This is a genomic window from Pseudomonas sp. SDO5271_S396 (genome assembly GCF_054071795.1).
This window is the reverse complement of sequence record NZ_JBSVWB010000079.1, coordinates 1-16021: the sequence shown is the minus strand read 5'-3', so window position 1 is coordinate 16021 and position 16021 is coordinate 1. Positions and strand designations below refer to the sequence as shown.

Below are 16021 nucleotides of genomic sequence, written 5' to 3'. Positions count from 1 at the left end.
CATGCCGGGTGGTGTGGCAGGGGAGCGGCCTATGAAGCCGTCCCCTATGCCGATTCCCGCTAATTTGTGTGCGCCGCTGTCCTGATCGTTCCCACGCTCCGCGTGGGAACGCAGCCCGGAACGCTCTGCGTTCCCAAGCGTGACGCGAAGCGTCACAAGAGGCATTCCCACGCGGAGTGAACTGACCCCACAAAGCTGGACGATTACATGCCTATGCCTGAACAGCCTGAGTTCTATATGCAACAGGGCTCAGGCCGTTTAGCTTCAGCTTGATACGCGAGTGATTGTAATACTGGATGTACTCGTCGATGCCTGTCTGAAGCTCATCCAGATCGCTAAATTTATTTAGATAAAAAAACTCTGACTTCAGCGTACCGAAGAAACTCTCCATGGCCGCATTGTCGTAGCAGTTACCTTTTCTCGACATGCTTGGCGTGATTGAGCGTTCCTTAAGAGCCTTTAGATAAATTGGCATTCGATACTGCCAGCCCTGGTCTGAATGCAAAACCGGTTTTTCATGCGGCTGAAGCCGCTTGAATGCACCTTTGAGCATCTTCCCGACCATGTCGAACAGCGGCTTTCTGGCAATCTCGTAGGAAATGATTTCGCCGTTGTACAGATCCAAAACGGGAGACAGATAAAGCTTCTGACCTCCAACTTTGAACTCAGTAACGTCGGTCACCCACTTTTGATTGGGGGACGGCGCTTCAAACTCTCGCTTCAAAAGATTAGGCGCTGCCTTGCCTACCTCGCCTTTGTAAGCTCGATATTTTTTCACACGCACTAAGCTCTTGAGCTGAAGTTGTGCCATCAGTCGCTGAACCGTCTTGTGATTGACGAGATGACCGGCGCTTCGTACCGCAGCCGTTATCCGACGATAGCCATACCGGCCCTTGTGCTCATCGAACGTAGAACGAATCTTGTCTTTCAGCTCGGCGTACTTATCAGCCGCTTGCAGCGCCTTTTGCTGATAGTAAAAGGTGCTGCGTGCCAAACCGGCAAACGTCAGCAGACTTTCTAGAGAGTGCAGCGGCCTCAGTCCTATTACGATTTGCGCTTTTTCTGCTGCGCTACTCGTTTCTTCTCCTGGACCAAGGCATCGAGCTTTTTTAGGTAGTCGTTTTCCATCCGCAACTGCTTCACTTCAGCAAGCAATTCATCGCGTGAGCGCGACTCGTCATCAGGTGAGTTGGGTTGAACAGGAGGAATGGAGGTTGGCATTTTTTTCGGACGTCCGGCTCTATCAGGCTGCTTGGTAAGGGCATCAAAACCGCCCTCATCATAGCGGCGCTCCCAGAGACCGATGATGTCGAATTTACGGATATCGAACAAGGCCGCCGTCTGTCGATAGGACAGCTGCTCCTCACGCATACGCTTCAAAACAGACAGTTTGAAGTTGTTGCTGTAGCGCTGCAGCCTTTTCTGTTTCAGCCCAGCAGCGCCATGTACCTGATAGGCCGCAACCCATTGGCGAAGGGATGAAAAGTCCACATTGTGACGGTGTGCAACACCCCTCAAACCCGCGCTACCGGAACAATAATCCTGCACTGCTGCGAGTTTTGCTTGCTCTGTGTACTTACCCATGACGCCCCCAAAGGTTGTGTCCAGCCTTTGGGGGGCAGTTCAGAGCGTGGGAACGATCATTAGAGCGCCGTCGCGTCGACGATCCGGTTGCGGCCCGTGTGCTTGGCCTCATACAACGCCTGGTCGGCACTGAGCAGCAAGGCTTCCAGGGAGAGACGGCTGCGTTTGTCCCAGGTACTCAAGCCAATGCTCACTGTGACCGGCGGCTCTTCGGCCGCCACGCGGGGCAAGCGTTCGACGCTGCAACGGATATGCTCGGCAATCACCCAGGCGCCTTTGGCGTCGGTGTGCGGGAGCACCACGGCAAACTCTTCCCCGCCATAACGCGCCGCCAAATCGGCCGGGCGGCGAATATTGTCGACGATCACCTGAGCCACACTGCGCAGCGCTGCATCGCCGCCATGATGGCCGTGGCGGTCGTTGAACGCCTTGAAATGGTCCACGTCGATCATCAGCAGGGTCAGCGGCTCGGTGGAACGCTGGGCACGGTCCCACTCCAGGCGCAGGCGCTGGTCGAGCACTCGGCGGTTGGCCAGGCCGGTGAGCGCGTCGGTGCCTGCCAGTTCTGACAGCACTTGCTCGGCGTGGTGGCGTCGTCGCAGCTCCATGCACAGCATCCAGGTCAGCCACAGCAGTCCGGTGCACAGCACGCCCGTGGCAACCCCCACCAGCAACGCCGCGCGCCGCCATTGGGCAAAGATCTCGTCGCTGGACAGCGCCACCACCACGATCAACGGCAAGTTGCCCACCGTGGAGAAGGTGTAGAGCCGTGGCTGGTGGTCAACGCTGGAGACGCCTTCGAAGCCGCCGTCACCTTCATGCAGGATGCGCAGCACGTTCGGGCGCTGGCTCAGGTCCTTGTCGATCATGTCCAGTTCCAGCATCGGGTGCTGGGCCAACAGCACGCCCTCGCGGTTGATCAGGTTGATGGTGCTGTTGGTGCCGATGTTCAGGCTGCTGAACAACTGATGGAAATACGACAGTCGCATGGACGCCACGGCCACCCCCTGGAAATGTCCGTCCGGGGTCGAGATTCGGCGGCTGAACGCGATGCGCCACTGGTCGTCGCACACGCAGCGCGCCATGAATGGTCGGCTGACGAACAGGCCCGCGTCAGGGTTTTTGCGATGGACCTGGAAATAGTCCCGGTCGGCAAAGTTGCCGGTCTTGGGGGTCAGCAAGGAGGAGTCGGCGATCACTTCTCCATTGGCGTCCAGCAACAGAATATCGCCCTTGTACGGCGCGGCGGCGGAACGATCGAACAGCACCAGATGACGAATGCTCGCAGACACGCCCTGCAGGTCGCTGCGCTCGGTGGCGGCGATCAGGCCCTTGAGGGCCATGTCGTACAGCTCGACGTTGCGCAGCACATCCGCATCGATCAACTGGGTGATGTTGTTGGCCGAGCGCTTGGCGGTCTGCAAGGTATTGGCATGTTCGCGGATCATCAGCGCGGTCACGATCGCCACGATCAGCAAGACCGTGAGGCAACTGCCCACAATCAGCAGGCGCTCGGGACGACGGGTAGGGCGGGCGAGGCTTGGACTCATCGGGCACACTTTTGCGGCATGGATGCCAATAGCGTAGTAGCTGCACGCTCTTGTGTGTGCCCGCGAGAACCAATCAGAACAGGCTGACGGGGTAATCCACGATGACGCGGTATTCATCCACATCCCGATCCACCGCAGAATAGCCATCGCCACCCCGGTTGGTCGCCCATTGCAGGCGTACCGCCAGGTCCTTGGCTTGGCCACCCTGCACCACATATTTCAGGTCGATGTCCCGTTCCCAGTGCCTGGCATCCTTGCCATCGGCGCTGTACCAGGCGCTGTAGCCACGGCTGTCGGGATCGACCTTCGTCAAGTCGGTCTTGCCGCTGATGTAGGACACGGCAGACGTCAGGCCGGGCAAGCCAAGGCCGACGAAGTCATAGGCGTACTTGAGTTTCCATGAGCGCTCGTTGGGACCGTTGAAGTCCGAATACTGCTGGGAGTTGTCCAGGTAGATGCTGTCGCCCTGGGTGACGTAGTCGAACGGGGTATTGCCGTTGACCCGTTGGTAGGTGGCGGTCACGTTGTGGTTGCCCACGCCCACGCTGAAATGCAGGCTGTAGGTGTTGTTGTCGATCGCCCCCAGCAGCGACTGGCCGGTGTCCTGCGTGTGGTAGTAATGCAGACCCGGGTTGAGACTGATCAGGTCGTTCAGTGCGTAGGTATAGTCCAGGTCGTAGTAGTACTGGTGCCACACGTCCTTGAGTTCGGCGGCGTAGAGGTTGCTGGTCAGCCCTGGTACGCCGCTGAACGACACGCCGGCCCAATCCAGGTGCTGGCTGTCGGTGTGAGCCGGCAGTGCGCCGTAGCTGGTGCCGATGCGTCGGTGACCGCTCTGGTTGTAGAGCTTGGTGAAGCTGGCCCGGCCACCTTCGAACAGCCAACCATCGAGGCTGTGGTTGCTCAGGCTAATTCCACGGAAGGTCTGGGGCAGCATGCGGGTCATGCCGCCGGCGATTACCGGATTGTTGAGAAACAGGTCGCCGGCCTTCAATTCGGTGTCCAGAGCCCGCATTTTCAAGGTCCCGCCCGCTGTGGAGAACGCGCCAGGCGCTTTGCCGTTGCCGCCGCCGTAGGGAAGGATGCTGGAGCCATCGGTGCCGCCGCCGCCGTCGAGCTTGAGGCCGAGCATCCCATGGGCATCCAGGCCGAAGCCGACCGCACCGGGGGTGTAGCCGGACTCGAAGAGGCCGAGAAACCCTTGGCCCCACTCTTTACTGTCATCGGTGTGCAGGTCGCGACGGTCGCGGTTCATGTAGTAATTGCGGGCGTTGATCTTGAGGTGAGCGCCTTCGACGAAACCGTCGGCGGGGGTGGTGTCTGCCGCGTGGGCAAGGGGTGCGATCGTTGCGGCTACTGCGAAAAATAACGGGGTGAACGTCAGTGAGTTCTTCACCGGTGAAGCTCCTTGGGTCAATCGGAAACGGCCAGTGTCGTGGGCGTGCCTGGCCTTTTTTTACGGCAAAAAAAAGCCGCTGAACTCAGCGGCTTTGGCACAGATTCCCAGCGTAGAGCCCTGGAAATATGTCGAGGGAAATTCGGGTAAGCGGGAAGCTGTCTTTGCCGTCGCGCTCATCGGTGCGTCAAAGTAGCGCAGGCGAGCGGTGCGATACAGAGTGTAACAAGATAAGGACTGTTGCCCAAACCGCAACAGTCTGTGATCGCTGATCGGGCTCAGACGGGCAGGGTTATCCCAAAGGTATTCCCGCCCCCGTCACTGCGTACGAATACATCGCCGCCGTGCATCAGCGCAATCGCCTTGACGATGGCCAGTCCCAGCCCATGATTAGCGCCGCTGTTGCTGCGTGACGCATCCACCCGATAGAAACGTTCGAACAGCCGTGGCAGATGCTCACTGGCAATCGCTTCACCGGGGTTGGTTACGCCGATTGCTACCTGATGGTCCTGCACGTCGATGTTCACCTGGATCACCTGCCCGGGCGAGGTGTGTTGCACGGCGTTGCTCAGCAGGTTGATCAATGCGCGGCGCAGATGGGCTTTTTCGATCTGCACTTGCGCATCGCCATAGACCTGGACCTTGACCTGGGCGTCTTCGAGGATGAAATCCAGGTAGTCGAGGGTGGTGGCCACTTCATCGGCCAGGGAGGTTTCGATCAGCTTGGTGGCCTTGCTGCCCTGGTCGGCACTGGCGAGGAACAGCATGTCGTTGATGATCGATCGCAGGCGTTCCAGCTCTTCCAGGTTCGATTGCAGCACCTCGAAGTAATGTTCCGCCGAGCGCCCACGGGTCAGCGCCACTTGGGTCTGGCCGATCAGGTTGGTCAGCGGCGAGCGCAATTCATGGGCGACGTCGGCGTTGAATGACTCCAGCCGTGAATAAGCCTGCTCGACCCGGTCGAGGGTGGAGTTGAACGAATTGACGAACTGGCTTAGCTCCGGCGGCAGCGGCGACAGTTGCAGGCGCCCGGAGAGCTTGGGCGGCGCGAGTTTCTGCGCTTCATCAGACAGCTTGCTCAAGGGCTTGAGGCCAATGCGCGACACCCAGAAACCCAGCAGCGCGGCCAGGACCACGCCGACCATCGCGAGGCTCACCAGCGCCACCAGCAGTTGGTGCTGGGTGGTGCGGAAGTTCTCGGTGTCGATGGCGATCATGAACCGCAGCGGCGGGCGCTGATCCTTGGCCGGGAACTGGCTCACCAGCACCTTGAGCGGGTACTCGCGCCCGGGCAGGCGCAGGTCGCGTTTGCCGGTCTGCCCTTGGGCGAAGGCGCGGATCTGTGGGTCGGGGTTGCCGTACTCGTAAGTCGGGTCGCTGCTCACCACCCAGAAACGGATGCGCTTGTCTTCTTCGCCGAGCAACTTGAGCTTGGCGGTGATCTTGGCCCAGTGGTCCGGCGTGCCGAAACGGTTCACAGAGGATTCCAGCACGCTGTAGCGCGCGTCCAGTTCGGCACCCGGCAACAGGCCCAGGCCGCGGTCCACCTGCTGGTACAGCGCACCGCCGATCAATACGAAAATCAGCAGCGCCACCAGCGTGAACATACCGCTCAGGCGCAGGGCAATGGAGTTAGCCGACACTGCGATTCTCCAGCACATACCCCATGCCACGGATGGTGTGCAGCAGCTTGGTGTCGAACGGCCCGTCGAGCTTGGCGCGCAGGCGCTTGATCGCCACTTCCACCACATTGGCGTCGCTGTCGAAATTGATGTCCCAGACCATCTCGGCAATGGCCGTCTTGGAGAGGATTTCACCCTGACGCCGCGCCAATACGCTGAGCAGCGAGAACTCCTTGGCGGTCAGATCCAGACGCGTGCCGTTGCGACTGGCCTTGCGGCTGATCAGGTCGATCCACAGGTCGGCGACGGTGACCTGCACCGGCTCATGGCCGCCGCTGCGGCGCGTCAACGCTTGCAGGCGCGCCACCAGTTCCAGGAAGGAAAACGGTTTGCCCAGGTAATCGTCGGCGCCTTCGCGCAATCCACGAATGCGGTCTTCGACGCGTTCGCGGGCGGTGAGCATGATCACCGGTGTTTGCTTGCGTGCGCGCAGGGCGCGCAGGACGCCGAAGCCATCGAGGCCGGGCAGCATCACGTCGAGCACGATCACTGCGTAATCGTTTTCCAGTGCCAGGTGCAGCCCTTCGACGCCTTCGCGGGCCACGTCGACGGTATAACCCTGTTCCGTCAGGCCGCGGTGCAGGTAGTCCGCGGTTTTTTCTTCGTCTTCGATAATCAGGACGCGCATGAGCCTTTTGCTCCAGGGCGGGGCCTTGGCCTCACTGTGTGGTTGCCAGCTCGAGCGCTGGTTTGGGCTTATGGAAAAACTTCTCAAGGTACAAGTATATGACCGGCGTGGTGAACAGCGTCAGCGCCTGGCTCACCAGCAGGCCGCCGACCACCGCGATCCCCAGCGGTTGGCGCAGTTCGGCGCCGGCGCCATAGCCGAGCATCAGCGGCAGGGCGCCGAGCAGCGCGGCCAGGGAGGTCATGATGATGGGCCGGAACCGCGTGATACAGGCTTCGAAGATCGCGTCATGGGGCGTCAGACCCCGCGTGCGCTGGGCCTCCAGGGCGAAGTCGATCAGCAGGATGCCGTTTTTCTTCACGATGCCGATCAACAGCACCAGGCCGATCAGCGCCATGATCGAGAAGTCCTGGCCCAGCAGCCACAGCATGATCAATGCGCCCAGGCCCGCCGACGGCAGGGTCGAGATGATGGTCAGCGGGTGCACGAAGCTTTCATACAGCACCCCGAGGATGATGTAGACCGCCACCAGCGCCGCGAGGATCAGCCAGGGTTGGCTGGCCAGCGAACTCTGGAACGCCTGGGCCGCGCCTTGGAAGTTGCCGATGATCGATGTCGGCATGCCGATTTCGTTTTTCGCCTGGTTGAGCAGGATCACCGCGTCGCCCAGGGCCACGCCGGGCGCCAGGTTGAACGACAGGTTGGCCGCCGGGAACATGCCGTCATGGCTGATGGACAACGGCCCGACGGTGGGCGGGTCGACCTGGGCTAGCGCCGACAACGGCACCATTTCGTTGGTCAGCGGCGAGCGCAGGTAAAAGTAATTCAGGCTCTCGGCCTTGCCCCGTTGGTGCGTATCCAGCTCCAGCACCACCTGATACTGGTTGATCTCGGTCTGGAATTCATTGACCTGGCGCTGGCCGAAGGCGTCGTACAGCGCCTGGTCGACGTCGGTGGCGGTCAGGCCGAAACGCGCAGCGGCGCGTCGGTCGATGGTGATATGGGTAATGCTGCCGCCCAGTTGCAGGTCGTTGGAAATATCGCGAAACGCGGGGATGGAGCGCAGTTTTTCGGTCAGGCGCTGGGTCCAGGTATTGAGCGTCGCGCCGTCGTTGCTCTTGAGCACGTACTGGTACTGGCTGCGGCTCGGGCCGGAACTGAGGTTGATGTCCTGGCCGGCGCGCAGGTACAGCACGATCCCCGGCACTTTGGCCAGCTTGGGCCGGATGCGGTCGATGAACTGGCTGGCGGACACATCCCGGTCACCCCGGGGCACCAGGGAAATCCAGAAACGACCGTTGGCGATGGTCTGGTTGCTGCCCGTCACGCCGACCGAATGGGAGAACGCCCGTACGGCCGGGTCTGCCTTCATGATTTCGGCCAGCGCCTTGTGCTTGGCAACCATGTCCGGGTACGACACATCCGCGGCTGCCTCGCTGGTGCCGAGGATGAAGCCGGTGTCTTGCACCGGAAAAAAGCCCTTGGGGATAAACACGTAGCCGACCACCGCCAGGACCAGGCTCAGCAGGAAGATCCCGGCCATGCTGCGTTGGTGTGCCAGGGCGCGGCGCAGGGTTTTTTCGTAGCCGGCCAGCAAGCGTTCGCCAAAGCCGGGTTGGTCGTGGGGACGATGGCTCGGGGCTTTCATGAACAGTGCGGCGAGGGTCGGCGCCAGTGTCAGCGACACCACCACGGAAATCAGAATGGTCGAGGTGGCGGTCAACGCAAACTCCTTGAACAGCCTGCCGACCACGCCGCCCATGAACAGCAGCGGAATAAAGGCCGCCACCAGCGACACGCTGATGGACACCACGGTAAAGCCGATTTCACTGGCGCCCTTGATCGCCGCCTCACGCTTGTCCAAGCCGGTTTCGAGATGGCGATGGATGTTCTCCACCACCACGATCGCATCGTCCACCACAAACCCCACGGCCACCACGATGGCCACCAGGGTCAGGTTGTTCAGGCTGAAGCCCATCACATACATCAGGGCAAAACTCGCGATCAGCGACACCCCCAGCACACTCGACACAATGACGGTGGCCGACCATTGGCGCAGGAAAATCGCCATGACTCCGACCACCAGCAGAATGGCGATCAGCAGGGTCATTTCCACTTCGTGCAACGAGGCGCGGATGGTGGTGGTGCGGTCCATCAGCACGCTGACCTGTACCGACGCCGGCAGCATGGCTTCCAGGCGCGGCATTTCAGCCTGGATGCGTTCCACGGTCTCGACGATGTTGGCGCCCGGCTGGCGGGTGATCACCAGGTTGACGCCGGGGGTGTCGATGGCCCACGCCTGGACGTAGGCGTTTTCCGAGCCGTTGACCACTTTGGCCACATCCCGCAGTTGTACGGGCGCGCCGTTCTTGTAGGAAATGATCAGGTCGCCGTATTCGTCCGGGTGAAACAGTTGGTCGTTGGTGGCCAGGGTCGACACGCTGTTCTTGCCGTACAGCGCACCCTTGGCCAGGTTCAGGCTCGATTGCTGGATCGCCAGGCGCACGTCCGCCAGGGTCAGGCCGATGGCCGCGAGCTTGTCGGGCGATGCCTGTACCCGGATGGCCGGGCGTTGCTGGCCGGTGATGTTGATCTGGCCGACGCCGTCGACCTGACTGAGTTGTCGCGCCAGCAGGGTTTCCACCAGATCGCTCAACTCTGTGCCCGGCATATCGTGGGAGCTGACACTGATGATCAGTACCGGGCTGTCGGCCGGGTTGACCTTGCGCCAGGTCGGCAGGCTGGGCATATCGCTTGGCAGTTTGCCGGCGGCGGTGTTGATGGCGGCCTGCACTTCCTGTGCGGCGGTGTCGATGCTTTTGTCGAGGGTGAACTGCAAGGTCAGCAGAGTGGAGCCCAAGGCGCTGCTGGAGGTCATCTGGGTCATGCCGGGGATGGCACTGAATTGCACTTCCAGCGGTGTCGCCACCGAGGACGCCATGGTGTCGGGGCTGGCGCCGGGCAGTTGGGCCGTCACCTGGATCGTCGGAAATTCCGCTTCAGGCAGTGGGGCGATCGGCAAGCGGGGGAAGGCAATCAGCCCCAGCAGCACCAGGGCGAAGGTCAGCAGCAGGGTGGCGACCGGACGGTCGATGCACCAGGCGGAAACCGAGCCCCGCGACGTCATGGCTGCACCTTGGCGTCAGCGGTCTGGATCAGCTGGGGCGGCTCCTTGAGAATTTCGATCTGGGCACCGGCCTTGAGCCGCGACTGGCCATCGCTGACCAGTACGTCGCCGACCTGGATGCCCTTGAGAATATTGCGCTCGCTGTCCTGATACAGCACCTGCACCGGCACGATTTCGACCTTGTCACCTTTGACGCGGTACACGAAGTGCGAATCCAGGCCGCGTTGCACCACGTTCGGTGGCACGGCGAGGGCGTTGCGGTCGAGGGCGGTCTGGATCTTGATCGTCACCAGCTGGCCCGGCCAGAGTTTTTGGCTGCCGTTGCTGAACTCGGCCTTGGCGCGGATGGTGCCGGTGGTGCTGTTGATCTGGTTATCGATGAGGCTCAGGCGACCTTTGCCCAGCAGGTCGCTTTTCTCGCTGTCAGTGTCGGCCCCCAGGAAGGCATCGACGCTGGCGGGGTAATTGGCGGAAACCAGGCCCTGCAGTGTAGGCAGCATCTGCTGTGGCAGTGAGAACTCGACGGCAATCGGGTCGATTTGCGTCACCGAGAACAGCCCTTGGGTGTCGCTCATGCGCAGGAAATTGCCTTCATCCACGGTGCGAATACCCACTCGGCCCGTCACCGGGGAGCGAATTTGTGTGTAGGACAGCTGCACCTGGGCCGAGTCGATGGCGGCCTGATTGCCCTGAATCGTGGCCTTGAGCTGGTTGACGAGAGCCTGCTGCTGGTCGTAGGTCTGTTTGGACACGCCGTCATCGACGCTCAGTTCCTTGTAGCGCTTGAGGTTGACCTGCGCCACCTGCAACTGCGCCTGGCTTTCGCCGAGTTGCGCCTTGGCCTGATCGAGGCTGGCGCGGATCGAGCGGTCGTCGATGGTTGCCAGCAGGTCTCCGGCCTTCACCAGTTGCCCTTCCTTGACCAGCAGTTTGGTGAGGATGCCGTCGATTTGAGGGCGGATCACCACGCTGTGCAGCGACAGCACCGAGCCAATGCCCGTGACGTAGCGCGGCAAGTCCTGCTCCACGACGCTCATCACCCGTACCGGTACGGCCGTCGAGGCCACCAGCCTGGTTTTGGCGGGCCGGGTCAACGCCCAGGCCACCACCGCCAGTACCAGGAGGACGCCCACGATCAAGACCGTTTTTCTTCTAAGAATGTGCATGCCGTAAGACGCCAGGATCAGGAGTAAGGAGATGGGAGGGTATTTATAGCGCGCGGACCCGGTCAGTAAAGTGACCGCTATCTGACGGCGGTGTCAGTTAACGCCTTTTCATCCGTACGACGCTGGTTAAAGTGGGCAGGGCCGCAGGTATACTGCGCGCCAGCGTGGCCCGCAAGCCGGTCCCGCCCCATTTTTTGAACGCCCCGGAGCTTCCATGACTTCCCCGACACAACCCCCTGCTGACGCGGTCGACATTGTCGATCCGGCCAGCGCTGAAAGCGTTGAACAAGCCGTGATCCCGGCCTTCAAGTTTCCTTTCAAGCCGGGCGAACTGGCCGGCGCCAAAAGCGCGGCCCAACCCTGGTACAAAAATGGCGCGAAGAATGGCCACACCAAGACGCCAGGCATGGCTCCGCCGGGCACCCGCCGCTCGATGGGTAAACGCTGAGAGTAATAAGCCGCAAGTTGCAGGGGTGATTGCCTACAACTTCCGTTGATATTTCCGCTTGAAGGCCCGCGACCCTTTCTTGAAAGCTTGCACAGCCTCCGCTCTACCACGGCGCCCGATCATCGGGGTTGTGGGGCGATGAGGCTGGTCTTTCCGGAAAAGGACGTTTCCCGTGGCTCTTATACACAGGTGTGTATTGTTCGCCTTATGGCTGGTGGCCGATGTGGTGGCGGCCAGTGATTCTCCGCGGCGCGACATCCGCTTTGCCGTCGCCGCGCAGTTTCCTCCCTTTCAGAGCCGTAATCAGCAAGGGCAGTTGGTCGGCCTGAATATCGAGCTGGGCAATGCCCTGTGCGAGCAGCTCGACGCCCGCTGTACCTGGGTGGACCAGGTGCTGGTAGAGAACTTTCCGGCCCTGGAGGCCCGACAATTCGATGCGATCATGGGCATTGCGCCCACGTCGAAAAGACGGCAATGGGTGAACTTCACCGCCAATCTCTATCCCTTCACTACGCACCTGGTAGCGCGCAAGACCTCCGGTCTGATGCCGACCGTGCGCTCGCTCAAGGGCAAGTGCGTCGGTGTACTGCTGGGCAGTAACCGCGAAGCCTTCGTACTGTCGCAGTGGGCGCCGAAGGGCGTGCGAATCAGAAGCTTCTGGCTCAATGCCGAGCTCATCCGCAGCCTGCTGGCGGGCGAAATCGACGCAACGCTGCAAGGCACCGTGGAAATCCGTGAGTTGCTGCTCGACACCGCCGGCGGCGACGACTTCGACTTCCTGGGTCCCCCCGTGTCGGCCGATCTACTGGGCGATGGCGTGGCGATTGCGCTGCGCAAACCCGACACGGCGCTGCTCAATGAGCTCAATGGCGCCCTCGAGCATTTGATGCAGAACGGCGAATACCAGCGGATCGTCCAGCGCTATCGCCTGGACGCCGCACCTGCAAGGCTTTAGGTGCGTAAAGGCTACGCTGCGCGCAACGGGATAAACGCATAGTTGGCCGGCACGTCGGTGGCAATCTGCGCCCCGGCATCGAGTACCTGTTCGGCGATGTCCAGGCCGGACACATGAAATACCCACTCATGGGCCGTCGCGGGTTGCGCGACCGCCAGTTCGATCGCCTGGGCAAATGCGCCCATGTCCGGCAGGTACGCGGTAAACCCGTCGCCCTTGAGCGCAGTGGTGCGAATGCCGAGCAGGGCGCACACCGCGTCCTTGGTCTGCACATCGTCACGGTCGGCCTGACGTGAACGGCGGATCAGCTCCGCCAGTTCGGCGTCCATCAACTCCCCCCCCACGATCAGCGCCGGGCCCTGTTCCCAGGACTCCGGCGGGCAGTCCTTGGCGCCCGGGTTCAACGGGATGTGCGGATTGATCTCCATCGGGTAGATACGGCACACCAGCGGTCGGCGTTCGTAGATGCGGCAACGGTTGTCTTCGTCAAGATTCCGGCAGCGTCCGGCGTTGAAGGCAGCAAAGGTGATTGCCACGAACGCCTCGGTATTGCCGCTGGGCACCCGCACCGACCGGCGTTCGGCATGCTCGCGCTGTTGCACCGGCAACCCCAGGCCATTGCCCAGGAAACCTTCCACCAGCACGATGACGTTACCGCCATCCGCCGCCCACTGGCGGGCTTCTTCGAGGGTCAGGGGAACATGATGGTCAGAGCAGCACTTGCCGCAACCAACGCAGGAAAAATGAGTGTTCATGGAGGATCTGTCACCAGGCAAGGTCAGAGGGCACTCGTGAGCGGTGACGGGTTTTTTACCTCTGTCCAGCGCTCGCGCTCTCTGGAAGCAAGTTATGCGCCAGTGCCTGTCAGTCCTGGGTAACCCGATCACGCAGGACAAATACCATTCCCGCGCTTTCATACAATTGCCGTGCGCGCAGGTTGCTCTCCAGTACCTTGAGGTCCACGTAGGGCTCGCCGCGTTGCTTGAACACGTGGAAGGCATGCAGCAACAGGGCACGGCCCAGCCCCTGGCCCTGGGCGCAAGGGTGCACCGAAAGATTCTTGATGAACGCGCTGGTCCAGCATTGCGCCACGCCCAGAATGCCGTCGGCGTTGCTGGCGACCAGGCACAGCGTGGGGTCGAACTCGGCATCGGTGACGAACTGCTGTCGCCACTCCTCCAGACTGCCGACGCGGCCACCGCCCTGGTCCTGGGTCATGCGCAGTACCGCGTGAATGGCTGGCGCCAGTTCAGGGCGGTAGTGATCCAGCCGGGTGTGCGCCGGCCATTGTGGAGCCGGCAGGCTGCCGTCGAGGTGACGGCGCAGCAGTTGGAAGTAGTCGGCCAATGATTACAGGCCCTTTTGCGCCACGGCCTGGGCCGCGACCACCAGGCATTTGGTGAGGTCGGGTGAAGAGAACTTGGTCAGCACCGCATCGGCGCCCGCCAGCCGGGCCTTTTCGCTGTTCATCGCGCTGTCCAGCGAGGTGTGCAGCAGCACGTAGAGGTTCTGGAAATCCGGAGTCTCGCGCAGGGTGCGGGTCAGGGCGTAGCCGTCCATTTCCGACATCTCGATGTCCGACACCACCACGTTGATCTGCTCGGCGGTGCCTTGCAGCTCCAGCAGTACGTCGATGGCTTCCTTGGCGCTGCGCGCGGTGTGGCATTGCAGGCCGAGGTTGCGCAGGGTGTGCACCGACTGTTGCAGCGCCACCTGGCTGTCGTCCACCACCAGAATGCGCGCGTTGCCCAGCACTTCGGCTTCTTCCATGCTCAGGTCGGTGGGGGCCGCTTCGATCTGGGCCGGGGCGATGCCGTGGATGACTTTTTCAATGTCCAGCACTTGCACCAGACCGCCTTCAACCTGGGTGACACCGGTGATGAACGCGCGGTTGCCGCCGGAGCCATAGGGCGGTGGGCGAATGTCGGTGGTCAGGCAGTGCACGATCTTGCTTACCGCCTGCACATGCAATCCCTGCTTGGAACGGCTGACATCGGTGACGATCAGGCAACCACCGTCCGGGTCCTGCAGGGGCATTTCGCCCAGGGCACGGCTCAGGTCGATCACCGACAACGAGGCACCGCGCAACGTGGCGATGCCTTTGACATGGGGGTGGGACTCCGGCAGCCGGGTCAGCGGCGGGCAGGGAATGATTTCACTGACTTTGAGCAGGTTGATCGCCATCAGCTTGCCGCTGCGCAAGGTAAAGAGCAGAAGCGAGAGTGAGTCTGCGCGGGCTTTGGTGGTGGACATAAAAACCTTCTGTGAATCAGGGATGACGATCTATGGAAGGTTATCGACTTGGGGGAGCCAGGCTTTAACCCGATTTCGCTCCCACACAAGCCCGCTCCCACAGGGGATTTATGTCAACCCTTCCAGACTTGCGGGTTCACCAGGTCCTGGGGGCGCTGGCCCAGCAAGGCGCTGCGCAGGTTGTCCAGGGCACGGTTAGCCATGGCTTCACGGGTTTCGCTCGTCGCCGAGCCGATATGCGGCAGGGTCACCGCGTTGCTCAATTGGAACAGCGGCGATTCGGCCAGCGGCTCCTGCTCGTACACGTCCAGCCCGGCACCACGGATACGCCCGTTTTGCAGGGCTTCGATCAGTGCCGGTTCGTCCACCACCGGCCCCCGGGAAATATTGATCAGGATCGCGCTGGACTTCATCAGCCCCAGTTCGCGGGTGCTGATCAGGTGGCGGGTCTTGTCGCTCAATGGCACCACCAGGCACACGAAGTCCGCTTCGGCCAGCAGTTGGTCAAGGCTGCGGAACTGCGCGCCCAACTCGTGTTCCAGTTCGGTCTTGCGGCTGTTGCCGCTGTACAGGATGGGCATGTTGAAACCCAGGCGACCGCGCCGGGCCACGGCTGCGCCGATATTGCCCATGCCGACGATGCCCAGGGTCTTGCCGTGTACGTCGCAACCGAACAGTGGCGCGCCGACACTGGCTTTCCACTGACCGGCCTTGGTCCAGGCGTCCAGCTCGGCCACGCGTCGCGCGCTGCTCATCAACAGGGCGAAGGCCAGGTCGGCGGTGCTTTCGGTCAGCACGTCCGGGGTATTGGTGAGCATGATCCCGCGCTCGTTGAAGTAGGGCACGTCGTAGTTGTCGTAGCCTACCGACACGCTGGACACCACCTCCAGCTTGCTCGCACCTTCCAACTGCGCGCGGCCGAGCTTGCGACCCACGCCGATCAAACCGTGGGCGTGGGGCAGGGCTTCATTGAACTGGGCATTGATGTCTCCGCGCTTGGGGTCGGGCGAGATCACCTCGAAATCCTGTTGCAGGCGTTCGATCATCTGCGGGGTGACACGGCTGAAGGCGAGGACAGTCTTTTTCATTGCAGGCGGGCTCATCGACTACGGAAGAATGCCAAGCACGCTAACATTCCTCGTTACGATTGTCAGGACACCACAAGTCCAAAATGGGCAGTGGCCCTTGTGGGAGCTGGCTTGCCTGCGATAGCGGTTTGCCTGATACACCGC

The 16021-nt window shown here is 61.5% G+C and carries 13 protein-coding genes; 2 read left to right on the top strand and 11 right to left on the bottom strand.

From position 1 onward, the window contains the following. Positions 1-211: 211 nt before the first annotated feature. The 7 genes from ACW9IN_RS28855 to ACW9IN_RS28825 form a co-directional block, all read right to left on the bottom strand. A protein-coding gene (locus ACW9IN_RS28855; protein ID WP_457369047.1) for an IS3 family transposase occupies positions 212-1584 on the bottom strand; the annotation gives its coding sequence in 2 pieces (ribosomal slippage) (positions 212-1113 and positions 1113-1584; 1374 coding nt in all). 59 nt (positions 1585-1643) lie between these two features. Next, positions 1644-3134 (bottom strand): diguanylate cyclase, encoded by a 1491-nt coding sequence (locus ACW9IN_RS28850; RefSeq protein WP_457369046.1) that lies wholly within the window; start codon positions 3132-3134, stop codon positions 1644-1646. Positions 3135-3207: 73 nt separating this feature from the next. Then, positions 3208-4530, bottom strand: a complete 1323-nt coding sequence (locus ACW9IN_RS28845; protein WP_457369045.1) for an OprD family porin — start codon at positions 4528-4530, stop codon at positions 3208-3210. Between the two features lie 278 nt (positions 4531-4808). Then, positions 4809-6173 carry a heavy metal sensor histidine kinase gene (locus ACW9IN_RS28840; RefSeq protein WP_457369044.1) on the bottom strand — a complete coding sequence of 455 codons (1365 nt, stop codon included), beginning with the start codon at positions 6171-6173 and terminating at the stop codon, positions 4809-4811. Then, positions 6163-6840, bottom strand: a complete 678-nt coding sequence (locus ACW9IN_RS28835) for a heavy metal response regulator transcription factor (protein ID WP_457369043.1) — start codon at positions 6838-6840, stop codon at positions 6163-6165. Before ACW9IN_RS28835 ends, ACW9IN_RS28840 begins: the two co-directional genes overlap by 11 nt. Before the next feature lie 31 nt (positions 6841-6871). After that, a complete protein-coding gene (locus tag ACW9IN_RS28830) occupies positions 6872-9967 on the bottom strand; it encodes a multidrug efflux RND transporter permease subunit (RefSeq protein WP_457369042.1) in 3096 nt (1031 codons plus the stop codon). Next, positions 9964-11133 (bottom strand): efflux RND transporter periplasmic adaptor subunit, encoded by a 1170-nt coding sequence (locus ACW9IN_RS28825; RefSeq protein ID WP_457369041.1) that lies wholly within the window; start codon positions 11131-11133, stop codon positions 9964-9966. Before ACW9IN_RS28825 ends, ACW9IN_RS28830 begins: the two co-directional genes overlap by 4 nt. A gap of 214 nt (positions 11134-11347) precedes the next feature. Between ACW9IN_RS28825 and ACW9IN_RS28820 the strand changes: the two genes are divergently transcribed. Together ACW9IN_RS28820 and ACW9IN_RS28815 are read left to right on the top strand one after the other, a co-directional pair. Beyond that, positions 11348-11581 (top strand): hypothetical protein, encoded by a 234-nt coding sequence (locus ACW9IN_RS28820; protein ID WP_457369040.1) that lies wholly within the window; start codon positions 11348-11350, stop codon positions 11579-11581. A 172-nt stretch (positions 11582-11753) separates the two neighbouring features. After that, complete coding sequence (locus ACW9IN_RS28815) at positions 11754-12536, top strand: transporter substrate-binding domain-containing protein (RefSeq protein WP_457369039.1); 783 nt, start codon at positions 11754-11756, stop codon at positions 12534-12536. 11 nt (positions 12537-12547) lie between these two features. On the opposite strand, the gene ACW9IN_RS28810 is transcribed toward ACW9IN_RS28815, so the two are convergent. From ACW9IN_RS28810 to ACW9IN_RS28795, 4 genes are all read right to left on the bottom strand, one after another. After that, a complete protein-coding gene (locus ACW9IN_RS28810; protein ID WP_457369038.1) occupies positions 12548-13291 on the bottom strand; it encodes a YkgJ family cysteine cluster protein in 744 nt (247 codons plus the stop codon). A gap of 109 nt (positions 13292-13400) precedes the next feature. Beyond that, positions 13401-13883 carry a GNAT family N-acetyltransferase gene (locus tag ACW9IN_RS28805; protein WP_457369037.1) on the bottom strand — a complete coding sequence of 161 codons (483 nt, stop codon included), beginning with the start codon at positions 13881-13883 and terminating at the stop codon, positions 13401-13403. Between the two features lie 3 nt (positions 13884-13886). Beyond that, positions 13887-14789: a chemotaxis protein gene (locus ACW9IN_RS28800; RefSeq protein WP_457369036.1), complete on the bottom strand. Its 903-nt coding sequence runs from the start codon at positions 14787-14789 to the stop codon at positions 13887-13889. 113 nt (positions 14790-14902) lie between these two features. After that, the gene (locus ACW9IN_RS28795) at positions 14903-15877 is read right to left on the bottom strand and encodes a 2-hydroxyacid dehydrogenase (protein WP_457369035.1); all 975 of its coding nucleotides are present in this window, start codon (positions 15875-15877) and stop codon (positions 14903-14905) included. Positions 15878-16021: the final 144 nt, after the last annotated feature.